Origin of the sequence: Streptomyces sp. NPDC051133 (assembly GCF_040682635.1) — a bacterium.
Classification (GTDB): Bacteria; Actinomycetota; Actinomycetes; order Streptomycetales; family Streptomycetaceae; genus Streptomyces.
This window is the reverse complement of sequence record NZ_JBFBBK010000004.1, coordinates 155,649-171,720: the sequence shown is the minus strand read 5'-3', so window position 1 is coordinate 171,720 and position 16,072 is coordinate 155,649. Positions and strand designations below refer to the sequence as shown.

The following is a 16,072-nucleotide window of genomic DNA, read 5'->3' as shown; positions in this document are numbered from 1 at the left end:
TCACCGGGCTCCTGTGAGCAGGGCGGGCAGGTCGGCGACGGAGTCCAGGACGTGGGTGGCGCCGGCGGGCCGGAACTCCGCGTCCCCGTGTGCGCCGGTGCGCACGCCGGCGACGAGGCCGGCGCCCGCCCGTACGCCGCTGAGCACGTCGTAGGAGGTGTCGCCGACGACGGCGACCTGGGTCACGTCCTCGGCGGCCTTGGTGCGCAGGAACGCCTCCAGCACCATGTCCGGGAAGGGCCGCCCGCGCCCGCCGGCGTCGGCCGGGCACAGGGTGAGCGGGACGAGGTCCTGCCAGCCGAGGGCGTCGAGGATGGCGTCCTGGGTGACACGGGCGAACCCGGTGGTCAGGACGACGGTGCGGCCGCTGCCGGCCAGCTCCTCGACGGTCTCGCGGGCGCCGGGGACGGGCGCGATGAGACCTTCGTCGACGAGTGCGCCGTACGCCTTCTCGAAGGTGGTGTTGGCGCGCCGGGCGCGCTCCTCGTCACCGAACAGGTGCCGGAAGACGGAGATCTTGGACTCGCCCATGGTGGCGCGGACGTGGGCGAGGTGCTCGGCGTGCCGGGCCGAGCCGGGCTCGACGCCGAGTTCGGCGGCGGCGGCGGCGAAGGCCCGCTCGACCAGTCCGCCGTCGGCGACGGTCGTACCGGCCATGTCGAGGACGACGAGACGGATGTCGCCCGGGGTGGGGGTCACAGTGTTCATGGGGGTCACCAGCCCAGTTCGTTCGCGGTGGTCTCGGCTATCGCGGGGGCGCAGGTCATACCGCGCCCGCCGGGCCCGGTGACCAGCCACACCCCCTCGCGCACCTGCTGTCGGTGCACCACCCGGCCGGGCTCGGTGCACTGTGCGTACACGCCCGCCCAGCGGTGCCGGACGCGCGGCAGCGGCCGGCCGAGGAGGGACTCGACGACGCCGGTGAGGTGCTCGTACGGCTCCTCGACGGTGTCGAAGGCGAAGGGGTGCTCGTACTCGTGGGTGTCGCCGATGGTCAGGCCGCCGTCGGCGCGCTGCACCATGAGCAGCTGCATCCTGTGCGTGGCGGCGGTCTCCGGCTGCGGCTGTCCGGCGTTGAGCCGGTCCAGGGCCGGGGAGGCGTAGGCCGGGTAGTAGCGGAAGCTGTCGGCGTCGGCGACGGAGGTCGGCAGCCGCTCGCCCAGCGGGTCGGTCTGCATCATCTGGAGGCGGACGCGGCGCACGGGCAGATCCGGCCCGGCCAGCTCGCGGACCAGTCCGCCGAGCCACGCTCCGGTGCAGAGCACGACCGCGTCGGCCCGGTGCACGTCCCCGTGGTCGTCCCGTACGGTTCCGGCGCCGGTCACCTCGCGCACCTCCCGCCCCGGCAGGAAGGTGTAGTCCGGGGACTTCAGCAGTTCTTCGCGCAGCGCGAGCTGGGCGGTGCGCGGCTCCACGGCCGCGTCCCGCTCGCAGTACAGGGCGGCGGTGAAGTCACCGCGCAGGGCGGGGTTGAGGGCGCGGGCCTCACCCGGGGTGAGCAGCTTGTAGCCGCGGGCGCCGGCGTCCGGGCGGGCGACGGCGGCCTCGGCGACGGCGAGCTCCAGGGGGCCGCGGACGGGGGTCAGGGACCCGTTCGCCCGGAAGCCCAGCGCCGGCACGCGCGCGCCGATGCCCTCCCACAGCTCGCGCGCCCGCAGCGCGGTCTCCAGCTCTTCTCCACCGGCGCGGCCACTGACCCAGATCTGTCCGAAGTTGCGCAGCGAGGCGCCCCGCGCCTCGGCCTCGCGCTCGATCTGGACGACCTGGTGGCCGCGCTGAACTGCATGCCAGGCGTGCATGGTGCCCACCACGCCTGCTCCGACGACTGTCACTTTCACGACGGCAACGCTCCTCGCGATTCGGTAACCGGAGACATCCGGCTGACAACGAGAGCGTGAACGACCCATCACGTTTGGGCTAGACCCGTTATCCATTCGTTATGAACTTTCGGGGAGCAGAGGGCTTGCTTTTCGCTCGCGCGAGTGCCTGATGTCGGTCCCGCGACGGCCGTCAGCCGCGCAGGTGCGCCGTGAAGGAGAACCGGTCGCCCCGGTACAGCGACCGCACCCGCTCCAGCGGCCCGCCGTCGGTGTCCCGGGAGATCCGGTGGATCAGCAGCATCGGCAGGGCGGGCGGGGTGCCGATGAGGAGCGCCTCGCGGGGGGTGGCCAGCACGGTCTCGACCCGCTCGTCGGCGTCCCCGAAGGCGATGTCCTGGGCCTTGAGATAGCCGTAGAAGGAGGAGTCGGGGTCGAAGTCGCGGTCCAGCCGGGGCACGCGCGCGACGGCCACGTACGTGCTCTCCAGGCCGACCCGCTCCTCGTCGGCGAGCAGCACCCGCTCCAGGTGCCAGACGGGCTCGCCCCGGGTGAGCCCGGTCTCGGCGGCGAGGGCGTCCGGGCAGGGGAAGCGGTCGAGGGTGACGAGGGTCCGGCCGGGGGTACGGCCCTGCCGGCGCACTCCCTCGGTGTAGCTGGCGAGGGACAGCGGCTGGGCGAGCTTGGGCCCGGCGACGACGGTGCCGCGGCCCTTCCTGCGCAGCCGCCCCTCCAGCACCAGCTCCCGCACGGCCTGCCGCACGGTCTCCCGGGCGACGTCGTACCGCTCGGCGAGGTCGCGCTCGGTGGGGATGTGGCTGTCCTCCCCCAACTCCTCCAGCAGGGCGGCGATCCGCGCCTTCACCGCGTAGTACTTGGGGATGCGCCCGTGCTCGGGGATGCCGGAGCGGACGGGGGCGCCGGGGGCCTGGTCGTTCGGGTAGTCCACGCAAGGGATCGTCGCAGACGGGGCCGGAAGTGTCGCACGGCGGCCCGTCGTTCAGCGGCGCCTGCGGGCCAGCAGGAACGCGGCGCCGCCCACCGCGAGCACGGCGGCGGCGGCCGCGAGCAGGCCGTGGGCGAGCTGCGGTCCGGTGCGCGCCAGTTCCCGGGCCCGCTCCCCGGCCGCCTCCGCCTCCTCGGCCACGGGCAGGGCGGGGTCCGGGCCGGCGGTGCCGGAGGCGGTGGGCCGGGGGCCGGTGGAAGGAGCGCCGGAAGGACCGACGGATGGGCTGCCGGAAGGGCCGGTGGACGGGCCGGTGGGGGGCGCGGTCTCGTCGCCGCCGTCGGCGTTCCGCGTGTCCCGCGGATTCGGGTTCGGGCTCGCGGGGGGCGGCACGGTCCGGTCGTCCGGCTCGACCCCGATCCCGAACCGGTAGGCGTTGGACTCCCCGACCCAGTCCCCGTCGCCGCCCCGCCGCTGGACGACGGCGGCATTGACGGTGACCTGGTCGGCCGCGGCGTCCGAGGTGAGCATGAGCCTGACCTTGACGCTGACGGTCTTGCCCGCCGGCACGGTGAACCCGCCGAACCCGCTGCCGTCCAGCACGCCGACCAGCTCCTGCTCGTCGGTGCTCTCGAAGGTGACGGGCCGGGGCCGGGAGCCGTCGTAGAAGTCCAGCTTGGGCTGGTCCGGCTTGAGGGTGTGCTTGTCGTCGGCGAGGACGACGACGGGGTGGATGGCGGCGCAGGCCTGGTGGGTGCCGTTGGTGAGGTCGATGTACCAGGTCCCGTAGCCGCCGCCCGCCTCGTAGACCTTGGGCCCGCCCCGGATCCGGGCGCCCAGCGGGAAGGCCCGCGTGTCGGAGCCGACGCAGGAGGTGGCGCCGGTCGCCGCGGACGCGCCGGCCGCCGACGCGGGCACGCAGACGGCGGCCGCGGCGAGACAGACGGACAGGGAGGAGCACAGTCGCATGAACACACCACCTCGCCGGGCCGGTACGGGGTGCTCCGCTAGGCGGACGCCACGACCTGGCCGGACATGACCTGGGGCGGGTTGGGCAGCAGCGGCGCCAGGTGGTCCCGTACGAAGACCGCCGCCCTCCTGATCGATTCCGAGGCACCCGCCTCGTTCTCGAAGATGCTGGTGGAGACCATGACCCCGTTGCCCGCGTCGACCCAGTAGTAGGCCACGAGCCCGGGGATGTCCCGGACGAGCGGTACGAAGCCCTCACTCACCCGGCGTCCGGCCTCGGCCGGGTCGGTCACACCCTCGTACCGTCTGACGGCTGCGTACACCGCTGGTCTCCCTCGCTCTCCCCGCGGCCGCGAGCGCCGCCTGCGAAGAGTCGTACCCGCGCCGCGCCCGCTCGCTCGCGAACCGCCCGGCCGTCACCGGAACGGCGCGGCGGATGGCCCGAACGGCTGGCCCCCCTTGCGCCCGGCCGCACGTGCCCTATCCCTCGCGACCGCACGTGCCCCATCCCTCCCGGCCGAACAGCGGCGCCAGCAGCAGCTGGGCCGCCCCCTCCGCGACCACCCGCTCCCCGCCCGGAGCCACCTCCACCGGCACCGTCCCGCCGAACACCCCCTCCCGCCGGGCCCGCGCCCCGAGCACCTCGCCGACCCCGCGCACGAACGCCTCCGGCGCCGCGGCCACCGTCCGGCCGCCCAGCAGCACCCGGTCGATGTCCAGCAGCCCCACCAGGTTCGCGGCCCCGACCCCCAGCACCCGGGCCGCCTCCGCCGCCTCGCCGCGTCCTACGGCCGCGAGACACAGCGCCTCCACGCACCCCCGGTTCCCGCACTCGCACAGCGGCCCGTCCAGCTGGATCACCTGGTGCCCGAACTCCCCCGCCCCGGTCCGCGCCCCCCGGTGCACGCTCCCGTCGATCACCAGCCCGGCCCCCAGTCCCGTACCGAGGTGCAGATACGCGAAGGAGCCGCCCGCGCCCCGGGCCGACAGCCCGAGCGCGGCCGCGTTCGTGTCCTTGTCCACGACGACCGGGACCCCCAGGCGCTCCTCCAGCGCGTCCCGCAGCGGGAACCCGTCCCACTCCGGGAACCCGGTGACCCGGTGCAGCACCCCTCGCGCATGGTCGAGCGGCCCCGGAAGCGCCACTCCCACCCCCAGCGGCTGCCCGGCGCCCACGAGCCCGCCGGCCGGGCCGAGGCCGTCCGCGACCAGCCCCTCCACCGCACCGGCGACGACGCCGAGCACGGCCTGTGCCCCCGATCCGAGGTCCACCCGCGTGCGCCGCTCCCCCACCACGGCCCCGTCCAGATCGGCCAGCACCACCCGCAGCTCGTCCCGGTCCAGATGCACCCCGACCGCGTGCCCGGCGCCGGGCACCAACCGCAGCACGGTGCGCGGCTTGCCCCCGGTGGACGCCCGCCGTCCGGCCTCCGCCGCGAACCCCGCCTCCCGCAGCCGTGCCGTGATCTTGCTGACGGCCTGCGGGGTCAGGCCGGTCCGCTCGGCCAGCTCCAGCCGGCTGATGCCCTCGGCCCCCGCCTCCCGCAGCAGCCCCAGCACCAGCGCGGTGTTGTGCGACCGCACCGCGCCCAGATTGGCGCCCGCCGGCCCGTCGCCCCTCGCCCTGCCCGTGGTGTTCACGCCACCCATTCTCCCCGCCGCTTGCACTTTGGCAACAGCGTTGCGAAAGTGGGACGCATGACAGGACGCAACACCACCCCCCTCCGCGTCGGCCTGATCGGCTACGGCCTCGCGGGCTCCGTCTTCCACGCACCGCTGATCGCCGCCACCGCGGGCCTCGCCCTGGACACCGTGGTCACCTCCAGCCCGGAGCGGCAGCAGCAGGCCCGCACCGAGTTCCCCGGCGTGCGGATCGCCGCCGACGCCGACGAACTGCTGAAGCGCGCGGACGAGCTGGACCTGGTCGTCGTCGCCTCCCCGAACAAGACGCACGTCCCGCTCGCCACCGCCGCCCTCGAAGCCGGCCTCCCCGTGGTCGTGGACAAGCCCGTCGCGGGCACGGCGGCCGAGGCCCGCGGCCTCGCCGCCCTCGCCGAGGAGCGCGGCCTGCTCCTCTCCGTCTTCCAGAACCGCCGCTGGGACAACGACTTCCTCACCCTGCGCCGGCTGCTGGCGGACGGCGAACTCGGCGACGCCTGGCGCTTCGAGTCCCGCTTCGAGCGCTGGCGCCCGCGCCCCAAGGGCGGCTGGCGCGAGTCCGGTGACCCGGCGGAGATCGGAGGTCTGCTCTACGACCTCGGCAGCCATGTCGTCGACCAGGCCCTGGTCCTCTTCGGCCCGGTCACCGAGGTGTACGCCGAGACCGACGTCCGCCGCCCCGGCGCCGAGACCGACGACGACACCTTCATCGCGCTCACGCACGCGAACGGCGTCCGCTCCCACCTCTACGTCTCCGCGACGACCGCCCAGCTCGGCCCCCGCTTCCGGGTGCTGGGCTCACGCGCGGGCTATGTGAAGTACGGCCTGGACCCGCAGGAGGCGGCCCTGCGCGAGGGCCTGCGCCCGGGCACGGCCGACGACTGGGGCCGCGAGGACGAGTCCCTGTGGGGCCGGACCGGCTCCGGTGAGTCCCCGGTGACCGGCGGCGGCACCCCCGTGCCGACCCTGCCGGGTGACTACCCCGCCTACTACGCGGCCGTCGCCGACGCCCTGACCGGCGCCGGCCCCAACCCGGTGACCGCGCTGGAGGCGGCCGCCGCGCTCGACGTACTGGAAGCGGCCCGCAGGTCCGCCCGCGACAAGGTGACGGTGACCCTCTGATGCCCCGGACCACCCCCGGAACCGACCCCGCCCGGACGCCGTCCGTCGAGGACCTCCAGGCACAGGAACACCGCCTGGTCTTCCGTCGGTTCACCCACGACGACGCCTGGGCCCTCGGCTCGCTCCTGGTCGAGCTGGCCCGGGAGCGCCGGGCCCCGGTCGCCATCGACATCCACCGCGCCGGCCAGCAGCTCTTCCACGCGGCCCTGCCCGGCTCCACCCCGGACAACGACGCCTGGATCGCCCGCAAGCGCCGGGTGGTCGAGCGCTACGGCGCCTCCTCCTACCTGGTCGGCAGCCGCTTCCGCGCCAAGGGCACCACGTTCGAGGACTCCTCCCGGCTGGACCCGGACACCTACGCGGCCCACGGCGGCTCGTTCCCGATCACCGTCGAGGACGTGGGCGTCATCGGCGCGGTGACGGTCTCGGGCCTGCCCCAGCTCCAGGACCACGAGCTCGTGGTGGAGGCGCTGGAGCGGTTCCTGAACAAGTGACGGCCCCCGGGGATTACGGGAGGGGCTCACCGGGTTGGCAATGGCCGTAGACGTCATGATCACGGCCCGCCCGGAGGGATCGCACCCATGAGCACCCCGATTTCACTGAAGGACAGGATCGGCCGGTACGGCATCTGGAACGTCGGCCTGCGCGCGGAGGACCCCGCCCGCAGCGCCGAACTGGGCGAAGCCGCGGCCGAGTTGGAGGAGCTCGGCTACGGAGCCGTATGGCTGGGCGGCAGCAGCGCCGCCCGGCACGCCGTACCGCTGCTGAAGACCACCGGCACCCTCACCGTCGGCACCAGCATCCAGAGCATCTGGCAGTACGACGCCGGCACGAGCGCGGCGGCCTTCGCCGAGGTGGAGGCCGCCCACCCCGGCCGTTTCCTGCTCGGCCTCGGCGTGAGCCACGCCAAGCTCGCCGACCAGTACCGCCGCCCGTACTCGGCCCTGGTCGCCTACCTCGACGCCCTGGACACGGCGGGGGTGCCCGCCGACCGCCGGGTCCTGGCCGCCCTCGGCCCGAAGACCCTGGAGCTGGCCCGCGACCGGGCCGCGGGCGCGGTGCCGTACCTGGTCACCCCCGAGCACACCGCCCGGGCCCGCGAGATCCTCGGCGCCGGTCCGCTGCTCGCCCCGGAGCTGAAGGTGGTCCTGGAGACCGACCCGGCCCGCGCCCGCTCCCTCGCCCGTGGCGCCCTCGCCATGTACCTCGCGCTGCCGAACTACACCGCCAACTTCCTGCGGAACGGCTTCACCGAGGACGACCTGGCCGACGGGGGCAGCGACCGCCTGGTCGACGCGGTCTTCGCCTGGGGCGACGACAGCCGCGTCCGCGACCGCATCGACACCTTCCACCGGGCGGGCGCGGACCACGTGGCCCTCCAGGTGATCACGGACGCCGAGCGGGACACCCTGCCGAGGAGTGAATGGCGCCGCCTGGCCGCACTGCTGGGCTGAGAGACCCGGCTCAGCCGGCGCTCCCGCCGCCGCGCCCCGCCGGGCAGTCCCGCAGGAGCTTTTTGATCTGCCCGGCGCGGTCGTTCCCCGGGGGCAGCTGGTTCGCGCGGCGCTGCAGCAGCTGCCTGGTCTCCTCGTCCAGCAGCTCGCAGTGCCCCCGGAACACCTCGCGCAGCGCCTTGAGTGCCCAGTACTCGTTGAAGGGTTTGTCCTCGGACACCGCCGCCTCGGCGAGTTCGCGTCCCCACGCCGGGTCGGGATCGGCGTACAGGTACGCGGCGGCGGCCAGCCGCAGCCCCGGGTCGCCGCTGCGGAGGTGGCCTGCGACATCGAAGTCCCGGGCGCCGCGCAGCAGATCGATCATCTCGTCCACGACCGCGCCCATCGCGGCCGTCCGCGCGCGCCCGCTGGACATGGTCCACCGGATCTCGTTGTACCGTGCCGCCAGCCGCTGGACGGGGTCGTCCGGCGCCGAGGCGGCGGTCCGACCGGCCGGCCGCGTCCTGCTGAGGGCCTCCCGCACGCCGTCGGCCAGATCCCCCGCCGCCTCCTGCTGCCTCTCCTCGAACCGCCGCGTCTCGTGGATGGCCTCCTGCGCGGTGCTCCGGGCCTCCTCCACCTGACGCTTCAACGTGATCCCGAATCCGGAGACCTCGGAGAAGAAGACTCCGAGGAGCACCAGGACCACGAGGCCCAGGACGACCATCGGAGGATCCGTCATCTGCGGGTGCCGGCAGACCGTGACGACCTTCCCGTTCGAGGCCAGCTGCTGGTTGCACACCTCGGTGGTGAAGAACAGGGCCACGGCCGCGGCCGCGGCGAGGGTCACCAGGGAGGCGGCCAGCCACTGCAGCGGCCTGACCGCTCTCCGGCCGGTCGCCGAGGTCTCGTTCGCGCCCGTCGCGGCCATCCCCCACCCTTCGGCCCTGTCGGCTCCGGCGCCATGGTTGCCCCCGGGACGGCCGCGTGGCAAGCGGGGCGGCCTTCAACGCCCGGAGCTTCAGGCGTCCTTCAGCTCCTGGCGCTGCCGCCCCAGACCCGGAATCTCCAGCTCCACCACATCACCGGACCGCAGGTACGGCTTGGGCTCGGGCTGTCCCATGGCCACCCCCGCCGGCGTGCCCGTGTTGATGACGTCCCCGGGATACAGCGTCATGAACCGGCTGACGTACCGCACGACCTCCCCCACCGGGAAGATCTGCTCCGCCGTCGTACCGTCCTGCTTCAGTTCCCCGTTGACCCACAGTTTCAGCGACAGCGCCTGCGGGTCCGGCACCTCGTCCGCCGTCACCAGCCAGGGCCCCAGCGGGTTGAACGTCTCGCAGTTCTTGCCCTTGTCCCAGGTGCCGCCCCGCTCGATCTGGAACTCCCGCTCGGAGACGTCGTGCGCCACCGCGTACCCGGCGACGTGGGCGAGCCCTTCCTCGGCCGACTCCAGGTAGCGGGCCGTACGCCCGATGACGACGGCCAGCTCCACCTCCCAGTCGGTCTTCTCGGAGCCGCGCGGCACCAGCACGGTGTCGTTCGGCCCCACGACCGTGTCCGGTGCCTTGAAGAAGACCACCGGCTCGGCGGGCGGCTGGGCGCCCGTCTCACGGGCGTGGTCGTGGTAGTTGAGGCCGATGCACACGATCTTGCCGATGCGGCCGAGCGGCGGCCCGACGCGCAGTCCCGCCGCGTCCAGCACCGGCAGTTCGCCGGACTCCGCCGCGGCCCGTACCTGGCCGAGCGCGGTGTCGTCGGCGAGGAGCGCGCCGTCGATGTCGTCCACGATCGACGACAGGTCCCGGAGCGTTCCCTCGGCATCGAGCAGCGCGGGGCGCTCCGCCCCCGCCGTACCGACGCGCAGCAGCTTCATGGTCACCATCTCCCTCGATCGCGGGCGTCCGGCCGATGGGTGCAGCCATCGGAGGACTGGTCGATCCTCCAAGTCGCCTGTCCACTCCGCAAGACCCTGTTCACGTACTGGACCGTAACCGGACGTCCCCTACCGGTACAGCGCGGCCCGCTCCACGGCGCTCCAGGTGGTGCTGGTGACGACGTACAGCGCGGCGGCGAGCGGTACGACCGCCACGGTGACGAGCGTGAAGAAGGACAGGAACGGCATGGCCTTGCCGATCGCGCCGAGCCCCGGCACCTGGGCACCGTCACCGGCGCCCACCGTGACCGGGTTCGCCGCCGCCGTCCGCTTGGTGCGCCGGTAGTTGAACGCGGCGACGGCCGCGACGAGGGCGAAGAGACCGAGGTAGACCAGGCCGGCCGGGCCGAACACCCCGCCGTCGGCGAGGGCGTCTGCCCAGCGCCCGCCGAGCGGTGCCGCGAGCAGCCGGTGGGCGAGCAGGCCGTTGCCGTCGCCGCCGATCGTGGAGCTGGAGAAGAGGTGGTAGAGGACGAAGAAGGCGGGCATCTGGAGCAGGCCGGGCAGGCAGCCGGAGAGCGGGGAGACCTTCTCCTCGGCGTGCAGTTCCATCACCGCCCGCTGCAGTCGCTGCGGGTCCTTGGCGTGCTTCTTGCGCAGCTCGGCGATTCTCGGCTGGAGTGCGGTGCGGGCGCGCTGGCCGCGGGCGGCGGCCCGGGACAGGGGGTGGACGAGGAGTCGTACGAGGGCGGTGAACAGGACGATCGCGGCGGCTGCCGCGGAGGCGTGGAAGAGCGGGGTCAGGAGGTCGGCGAGCTGCTCGACCAGGTGGGCGAAGGCGGGGAAGACGGACATGGGTGAGCCCTCCGGGGGTCTCGTCGTGCCGGAAACGATCAGAACGGCATGACGACCCGCGCGGGGTCACGCGAGGGAAGAGACTCGGCTCGATGGCGAGACTCGGTGAGACGTGCCCTACGCGGCGGTCGCCGGAAGGGCCCGGCCGGGTGCCCTGGGCCGGCGTCGGCCGGGCGCGTCGGGATCGCGCTGGGGCAGGAAGGCCGTACGTCTGGCCCGGTCGCGTATCGCCGTCCGCACATGGGTGGGCGGGACGGCTGGGGCGCAGCGGGCCGCGAGGAGAGAGCAGAGGGCGAGCGCGGAGCCGACGGCGGCGGTCGCGGCGAGGGCGACGGTGGTGGTGATGCTGCCGGTGTCGAGCAGGACGAGGGGCAGCAGCAGGAACAGCAGGAGGGCGACGGGACGCACGCCGGCCACACGACCGCGCATCATCGCCTCCCCCTCCCTCTGGCCTGCGCCTTCACGCGCAGCTCCCCCGTTTATACATGACCGGTCCGCTCATACATGACCGGTCCGCTCTACATGACCGGTCCGCTAGGCGTGATCGGTCTCCAGGGGCTCCAGCAGCCGCTTCGGCTTGAGCAGCGCCCTGCTGACCGGATCCGCCGGGTCGGGATCGAGTCCGGGGCCCGGCACCATGACAACGTCCGGGACCGGTACGACGGTTCCGCACGCGGGACATTCGCCGTACGAGCCGAGTTCGGTGCCGCATGCGGCGTGCCGGAAGTAGCGCAGCCGGCTCTCGGTGAAGTGCTCGCGCCCCCACAGCCCGAGGGCGCGCAGGGTGGGCCACAGGGCGATGCCGCGCTCGGTGATCACGTACTCGTCGCGCGGCGGCGACTCCTGGTACCGGCGCTTGTCGAGGATGCCCTCGGCGGTCAGGGTCTGCAGCCGGGCGGCCAGGACGGCGCGCGGGATGCCCAGGTGGACCAGGAAGTCGTTGTAGCGCCGCACGCCGTAGAGCGCGTCGCGCACGACGAGCAGCGTCCAGCGCTCGCCGACGATCTCGAGCGCGCGGGCGATCGAGCACTCCTGTGTCGCGTAGTCCTTGCCCAGTGCCATGCCGTCCACTGTAGCCACTTTCCGACATCAGGTTCAATGACCGAACCTACCGTGCTACGGTGAAGGAGCCGCATAAGTTCAATCACCGAACCGAGCGTCGGTTCAGCATCCCGCCCCAGGCTCCGGAAGGACAGGACCACGCCATGACCGGGCTCGACTCCGCCACCACCGCTCCCGCCACCACCGCTCCCGCCGCCGTACGCGGCACGACCGCCCGGGACGCCCCCCTGCGCCCCCGCGCCACCCTCGCCCTGACCAGCGCGGCGACCGCCGTGACCCTGATGACGTACACCGCCCCGATGGTCACGCTGCCGCAGACGGCGACCGCCCTGCACACCTCCGTCTCCGCCCAGGCCTGGCTGCTGAACGGCACCCCCCTCGGCCTCGCCGCCCTCCTCCTCGTCGCCGGCAGCCTGGCCGACGACTACGGCCGCCGTCGGATCTTCCTCGCCGGCACCCTCGCTCTCGGCCTCACCACCGCGCTCGGCGCGTTCACGACCTCCACCTGGCAGTTCACCCTGGCCCGCATCGCCCAGGGCGCGGCGAGCGCGGCGATCCTGGCGAGCAGCCTCGGCCTGCTGGTGGCGGCCTTCCCGACCGCGCGCGGCCGGCTGCACGCGACCGGCGTCTGGGGCGCGTTCGTCAGCGGCGGCATCGCGGCGGGCCCGCTCGTCGCGGGCGCCCTGCCGTCCTGGCGGGTGGCCTACGCCGTCCTCGGCGCGGCGGCACTGCTCGTGGCCGCGCTCGGCGTCCGCCCCCTCCAGGAGTCGCGGGCCCCCCGCGGCGGCCGGCCGGACGTGCCCGGCGCACTGACCTTCGGGCTCGCCCTGGTGTCACTGGTCGCGGCCCTGACCCTGGGCCGGGACGGCTGGCTCCGGGCGCCGGTGGAACTGCTCCTGGCGGCCGCCGTCCTGCTGGTCGCGGTCTTCGTCGCGGTCGAGCACCGGGCCGGCACCCCGATGATCGACCTCGGCCTGCTGCGCCACCCCCGCTTCCTGGCCTCCTCCGCCGGCGGTCTGTTCACCGGCCTCGCGGTGATCGGCACGTTCAGCTTCCTGCCGGCCCTGGCCCAGCAGACGCTCCACCTGACGCCCATGTCCACGGCCTGGCTGTACCTGTTCTGGTCCGGGCTGAGCTTCCTGGTGGCCTTCCAGGTCAAGCACCTGGCCGGCCGCATCGCCCCGCGCACCCAGCTCGCCCTCGGCTTCGCCCTGCACACGATCGCCGTCCTGACCATGCTCGGCGCCCTCGCCTCGGGCTCCTGGACCCGTCTGCTGCCCGGCCTGATCGTCGGCGGAGTCGGCAGCGGCCTGCTCAACGGGGCGCTTCCCCTGCTCGCCGTCGAGTCGGTACCGAAGGAAAGGGCCGCGATGGGCTCGGGCGCCCAGCAGACCTTCCGCTACATCGGCTCCTGCGCGGGCGTGGCCCTGACCATCGCCCTCGCCACCTCGTCCGGCGCCCTCGCCCACGGAGCGGACATCGCCCTGCTGGTGTCGGCGGGCCTGGCCGCGGCGGGAGCGGTGAGTGTGCTGGCGCTGCGGGAGCGGGCCTGACGCCGCCCCGGCCGCCGGCCGGCTCACCGCGGCCGCATGGACACCAGCTTCCCCCACACCACCATCCGGTACCGGGAGGTGAACTCGGGGGTGCAGGTGGTCAGGGTGATGTAGTAGCCGGGCTCGGTGTAGCCGTAGGAGGGCCTGACGAGGGAGCGCGGGACGGGACGGACGACCCCCGAGTCCGTGGCCGAGGTCTGCGGAAGGATCGTGTCGACGTCGTACGTGTACGTCGCCGTCCGCGTCTCCACCTCGATGGCGTCCCCGCGCCGCAGCCGGGGCAGGTACCGGAACGGCTCGCCGTGCGTGTTCCGGTGCCCGGCGAGCGCGAAGTTCCCTGCCTGGCCCGGCTGTTGCGTGCCCCGGTAATGACCGACGTACCCCTTGTTCAGCACCTCCGCCTTGCTCACCCCCTCGGCGACCGGCACCCGCAGGTGCAGGCGGGGGACGGTGAGCACGGCGTACGCCTGGGAGCTGCGGGGCAGCGTGACGGGGACGTACGACCGCCGCGCCCCACCGGACCGGCCGGCCCCGGAAACCGCCGCGGCCGACGCGCCGGCCGCGGGCGAGGGCGCCGGGGACGCCGTCGGCGACCCGGACTCCCCGCCGCCCCCGGACCCTCCGCTCCCCCACTCCCGCTCCAGCGCCTCCACCTTCCGCTCGGCCCCGCGCCGCGCCTCCCGGTTGGTCCACCACAGCTGGTGCACGACGAGCAGCAGCATCACCACCCCGACCGTGACCAGCACCTCGCCCCCGCCCCACAGCACCCGCCTGCGCCGGGCACGCCTGCGCCGATCGCTGTGCCGTACGACCCGCACGCCCGACGCCGCGAACATCCGCACCCACCTCCAGGCAGCCGCCCGCAGGGTAGGCGCAAGACCTTCAACAGGCCATAGCCGCAAGGGGCCGGGACGTCCAGGTGGACGGCATCACCGGGTGCGGGCCGAGGGCAGCGGAAGGGCGTCCTGGTAGCCGTTGACGGGCCGCGGCACCTTCTCGACCGTCTGCACGTCCAGCGCGACCGGCGCGGACGCGGTGCCCAGCGTCCCGCCGGGGTGCCAGGTCCCGGTGACGGTCACCCAGGCGTTGGCGGCCGGGACGGTGCCGCCGTAGATCCGCACCTTGACCGACTGGGCGTCCGCCGCACAGCAGTTGATGATGATCCGCGTCAGATCCCAGCCACCTTGGCGCGGGGTGACGATCCCGGTCATCAGGACGGTCCGCCCGTTGATGGCCCTCTTGCGGTCCTGCTGCACCCGGCTGGTGAACTCGGAGAGCGTCATGGGCAGCGGGGAGGTCGCGGGCAGCGGACCGAAGTCGCTCTGCTCGGCGACGGGCTTGGCCGGCTGCCGGGAGGCGGTGTAGGCGCCGAGGGCGGGCGGCGCGTAGAGGAGCAGGCTCAGCGCGGGCAGGAGCAGCAGCCAGGCGACCCGGGGCAGACCGGAGTGATCGTGCCCGTGGCCGTGGCCGTGGTCCTTCTGTTCGGCCCCGGCGCGGCGGTCCAGGAGGGCACTCGCCGCCCCCAGCAGGACCAGTACGGCCCCGGAGGCGATGAGCATGGGCCGCATGCTCTCCTTCACGTACCGCAGGCAGAGGTCGGTGAAGAGGGAGATGCGCAGCAGACCGAGCCCGCACAGGACGAGCAGCACCGCCCGAAGCGACCGTTTCACAGCAGTCCTCCCCCGATCAGCGCGCTGCACGCGACGGCGACGACGACGGTGGCGGCGGAGAACCGCACGGCGAAGGGCCGCCCGAACGTCCCCGCCTGCAACGCGATGAGCTTCAGGTCGACCATCGGCCCGACGACCATGAACGCCAGCCGCGCCACCGGCGGGAACCCGGTGAGCGAGGCGGCGAGGAACGCGTCCGCCTCGGAGCAGACGGCGAGCAGTACGGCGAGCCCGGCCAGGAACAGCACGGAGAGCCAGGCGGACCCGGCGAAGGTGTCGAGCACGGACCGCGGCACGGTGACGTTGAAGGTGGCCGCGGCCATCGCCCCGACCACGAGGAACCCGCCGGCATGCAGGAAGTCGTGCTGGAACCCGGCCCGGAACTCGTCCCAGCGGTTGCCGCCGTCCCGGTGCCCGGTGTGCCGCACCGCGGGCCGCAGCCACTCCGCCCGCCCGAACCGCAGCCACAGCCAGCCCATGGCGACGGCGGTGGCGAGCGAGGCGAGCAGCCGGGCCAGCACCATGGCGGGGTTCCCGGGGAACGCGATGGCGGTGGCGGTCAGCACCACGGGGTTGATGGCCGGCGCGGACAGCAGGAACGCGAAGGCGGCGGCCGGCGGAACCCCCCGCCCGATGAGGCTGCTCGCGACGGGCACGGACGCGCACTCGCACCCCGGCAGGACGACCCCGGCGACCCCGGCGACGGGAACGGCGAGCGCGGGATGCCGCGGCAGCATGCGCCGGAACACCCGCTCGGGCACGAAGGCGTTGATGGCCCCGGACAGCGCCGTACCGAGCAGCAGGAACGGCAGGGCCTGCACGGTCACGGCCAGACACACGGTCCGCCACGCCTGCACGGCCGGCGCGTCCCCCCACCGCCCCACGAGATAGAGCAGGGCACCCGGCACGACGGCGGCACCGACGAGCAGCAGGGGCCAGTACGGGGGCGGCTCGACCCGCCCCGCCCCGGCCGCACTCTCCTCGCCCGCTATGCCCCCTTCACCCGGTATATCCCCTTCGCCTGCTACGCCCCCCGCAATCGCCCCACTCGACGTCGTCCGCACGCCACCCCCACCGTTCGCCCACACCTGTGGCTGTCCGCCCCGA

At 74.0% G+C, this 16,072-nt stretch carries 18 protein-coding genes; 4 read left to right on the top strand and 14 right to left on the bottom strand.

All coding sequences use genetic code 11. From position 1 onward, the window contains the following. The 6 genes from AB0N17_RS06905 to AB0N17_RS06880 all read right to left on the bottom strand — a co-directional run bounded on the left by AB0N17_RS06905 (window position 1) and on the right by AB0N17_RS06880 (window position 5,373). Window positions 1–708: a phosphonatase-like hydrolase gene (locus AB0N17_RS06905; protein WP_366010081.1), complete on the bottom strand. Its 708-nt coding sequence runs from the start codon at window positions 706–708 to the stop codon at window positions 1–3. Window positions 709–713: 5 nt separating this feature from the next. Then, window positions 714–1,838 (bottom strand): TIGR03364 family FAD-dependent oxidoreductase, encoded by a 1,125-nt coding sequence (locus AB0N17_RS06900; RefSeq protein WP_366010080.1) that lies wholly within the window; start codon window positions 1,836–1,838, stop codon window positions 714–716. 172 nt (window positions 1,839–2,010) lie between these two features. Then, the gene (locus tag AB0N17_RS06895) at window positions 2,011–2,766 is read right to left on the bottom strand and encodes a GntR family transcriptional regulator (protein ID WP_366010079.1); all 756 of its coding nucleotides are present in this window, start codon (window positions 2,764–2,766) and stop codon (window positions 2,011–2,013) included. Window positions 2,767–2,817: 51 nt separating this feature from the next. Beyond that, on the bottom strand, window positions 2,818–3,732 hold the full coding sequence (locus AB0N17_RS06890; protein WP_366010078.1) for a hypothetical protein: 915 nt from the start codon (window positions 3,730–3,732) through the stop codon (window positions 2,818–2,820). 38 nt (window positions 3,733–3,770) lie between these two features. Then, window positions 3,771–4,055, bottom strand: a complete 285-nt coding sequence (locus AB0N17_RS06885) for a hypothetical protein (RefSeq protein ID WP_366010077.1) — start codon at window positions 4,053–4,055, stop codon at window positions 3,771–3,773. Between the two features lie 157 nt (window positions 4,056–4,212). Beyond that, window positions 4,213–5,373 carry an ROK family transcriptional regulator gene (locus AB0N17_RS06880; RefSeq protein ID WP_366010076.1) on the bottom strand — a complete coding sequence of 387 codons (1,161 nt, stop codon included), beginning with the start codon at window positions 5,371–5,373 and terminating at the stop codon, window positions 4,213–4,215. Between the two features lie 57 nt (window positions 5,374–5,430). On the opposite strand from AB0N17_RS06880, the gene AB0N17_RS06875 reads away from it, so the two are divergent. The 3 genes from AB0N17_RS06875 (at window position 5,431) to AB0N17_RS06865 (ending at window position 7,967) form a co-directional block, all read left to right on the top strand. After that, complete coding sequence (locus tag AB0N17_RS06875) at window positions 5,431–6,513, top strand: Gfo/Idh/MocA family oxidoreductase (protein ID WP_366010075.1); 1,083 nt, start codon at window positions 5,431–5,433, stop codon at window positions 6,511–6,513. Continuing rightward, window positions 6,513–7,007, top strand: coding sequence for a heme-degrading domain-containing protein (locus AB0N17_RS06870; RefSeq protein ID WP_366010074.1), 495 nt, complete (start codon window positions 6,513–6,515; stop codon window positions 7,005–7,007). Before AB0N17_RS06875 ends, AB0N17_RS06870 begins: the two co-directional genes overlap by 1 nt. An 87-nt stretch (window positions 7,008–7,094) precedes the next feature. Then, on the top strand, window positions 7,095–7,967 hold the full coding sequence (locus AB0N17_RS06865) for an LLM class F420-dependent oxidoreductase (RefSeq protein ID WP_366010073.1): 873 nt from the start codon (window positions 7,095–7,097) through the stop codon (window positions 7,965–7,967). A gap of 10 nt (window positions 7,968–7,977) precedes the next feature. On the opposite strand, the gene AB0N17_RS06860 is transcribed toward AB0N17_RS06865, so the two are convergent. From AB0N17_RS06860 to AB0N17_RS06840, 5 genes are all read right to left on the bottom strand, one after another. Then, window positions 7,978–8,877 carry a hypothetical protein gene (locus tag AB0N17_RS06860; protein ID WP_366010072.1) on the bottom strand — a complete coding sequence of 300 codons (900 nt, stop codon included), beginning with the start codon at window positions 8,875–8,877 and terminating at the stop codon, window positions 7,978–7,980. 90 nt (window positions 8,878–8,967) lie between these two features. Continuing rightward, a complete protein-coding gene (locus tag AB0N17_RS06855; RefSeq protein WP_366010071.1) occupies window positions 8,968–9,825 on the bottom strand; it encodes a fumarylacetoacetate hydrolase family protein in 858 nt (285 codons plus the stop codon). 129 nt (window positions 9,826–9,954) lie between these two features. Then, on the bottom strand, window positions 9,955–10,680 hold the full coding sequence (gene yidC, locus AB0N17_RS06850) for a membrane protein insertase YidC (protein WP_366010070.1): 726 nt from the start codon (window positions 10,678–10,680) through the stop codon (window positions 9,955–9,957). Window positions 10,681–10,797: 117 nt separating this feature from the next. Continuing rightward, window positions 10,798–11,112, bottom strand: a complete 315-nt coding sequence (locus tag AB0N17_RS06845; RefSeq protein ID WP_366010069.1) for a DUF6412 domain-containing protein — start codon at window positions 11,110–11,112, stop codon at window positions 10,798–10,800. Between the two features lie 102 nt (window positions 11,113–11,214). After that, a complete protein-coding gene (locus AB0N17_RS06840; protein ID WP_366010068.1) occupies window positions 11,215–11,742 on the bottom strand; it encodes a helix-turn-helix domain-containing protein in 528 nt (175 codons plus the stop codon). Between the two features lie 143 nt (window positions 11,743–11,885). On the opposite strand from AB0N17_RS06840, the gene AB0N17_RS06835 reads away from it, so the two are divergent. Then, window positions 11,886–13,295 (top strand): MFS transporter, encoded by a 1,410-nt coding sequence (locus AB0N17_RS06835; RefSeq protein ID WP_366010067.1) that lies wholly within the window; start codon window positions 11,886–11,888, stop codon window positions 13,293–13,295. Between the two features lie 23 nt (window positions 13,296–13,318). Here the strand turns inward: AB0N17_RS06835 and AB0N17_RS06830 are convergent, their stop codons facing one another. The 3 genes from AB0N17_RS06830 to AB0N17_RS06820 form a co-directional block, all read right to left on the bottom strand. Then, window positions 13,319–14,131: a class E sortase gene (locus AB0N17_RS06830; RefSeq protein WP_366010066.1), complete on the bottom strand. Its 813-nt coding sequence runs from the start codon at window positions 14,129–14,131 to the stop codon at window positions 13,319–13,321. A gap of 93 nt (window positions 14,132–14,224) precedes the next feature. Continuing rightward, window positions 14,225–14,965 carry a TIGR03943 family protein gene (locus AB0N17_RS06825; RefSeq protein WP_366010065.1) on the bottom strand — a complete coding sequence of 247 codons (741 nt, stop codon included), beginning with the start codon at window positions 14,963–14,965 and terminating at the stop codon, window positions 14,225–14,227. After that, on the bottom strand, window positions 14,962–15,957 hold the full coding sequence (locus AB0N17_RS06820) for a permease (protein WP_366010226.1): 996 nt from the start codon (window positions 15,955–15,957) through the stop codon (window positions 14,962–14,964). Before AB0N17_RS06820 ends, AB0N17_RS06825 begins: the two co-directional genes overlap by 4 nt. Between the last annotated feature and the right edge of the window lie 115 nt (window positions 15,958–16,072).

What these genes read in the sequence shown, in the direction of transcription:
- AB0N17_RS06905 (WP_366010081.1), bottom strand. Translation starts at nt 708, where the DNA reads ATGAACACTGTGACCCCCACCCCGGGCGACATCCGTCTCGTCGTCCTC.
- AB0N17_RS06890 (WP_366010078.1), bottom strand. Translation starts at nt 3,732, where the DNA reads ATGCGACTGTGCTCCTCCCTGTCCGTCTGTCTCGCCGCGGCCGCCGTC.
- AB0N17_RS06875 (WP_366010075.1), top strand. Translation starts at nt 5,431, where the DNA reads ATGACAGGACGCAACACCACCCCCCTCCGCGTCGGCCTGATCGGCTAC.
- AB0N17_RS06870 (WP_366010074.1), top strand. Translation starts at nt 6,513, where the DNA reads ATGCCCCGGACCACCCCCGGAACCGACCCCGCCCGGACGCCGTCCGTC.
- AB0N17_RS06865 (WP_366010073.1), top strand. Translation starts at nt 7,095, where the DNA reads ATGAGCACCCCGATTTCACTGAAGGACAGGATCGGCCGGTACGGCATC.
- AB0N17_RS06860 (WP_366010072.1), bottom strand. Translation starts at nt 8,877, where the DNA reads ATGGCCGCGACGGGCGCGAACGAGACCTCGGCGACCGGCCGGAGAGCG.
- AB0N17_RS06855 (WP_366010071.1), bottom strand. Translation starts at nt 9,825, where the DNA reads ATGAAGCTGCTGCGCGTCGGTACGGCGGGGGCGGAGCGCCCCGCGCTG.
- yidC (WP_366010070.1), bottom strand. Translation starts at nt 10,680, where the DNA reads ATGTCCGTCTTCCCCGCCTTCGCCCACCTGGTCGAGCAGCTCGCCGAC.
- AB0N17_RS06845 (WP_366010069.1), bottom strand. Translation starts at nt 11,112, where the DNA reads ATGATGCGCGGTCGTGTGGCCGGCGTGCGTCCCGTCGCCCTCCTGCTG.
- AB0N17_RS06840 (WP_366010068.1), bottom strand. Translation starts at nt 11,742, where the DNA reads ATGGCACTGGGCAAGGACTACGCGACACAGGAGTGCTCGATCGCCCGC.
- AB0N17_RS06835 (WP_366010067.1), top strand. Translation starts at nt 11,886, where the DNA reads ATGACCGGGCTCGACTCCGCCACCACCGCTCCCGCCACCACCGCTCCC.
- AB0N17_RS06830 (WP_366010066.1), bottom strand. Translation starts at nt 14,131, where the DNA reads ATGTTCGCGGCGTCGGGCGTGCGGGTCGTACGGCACAGCGATCGGCGC.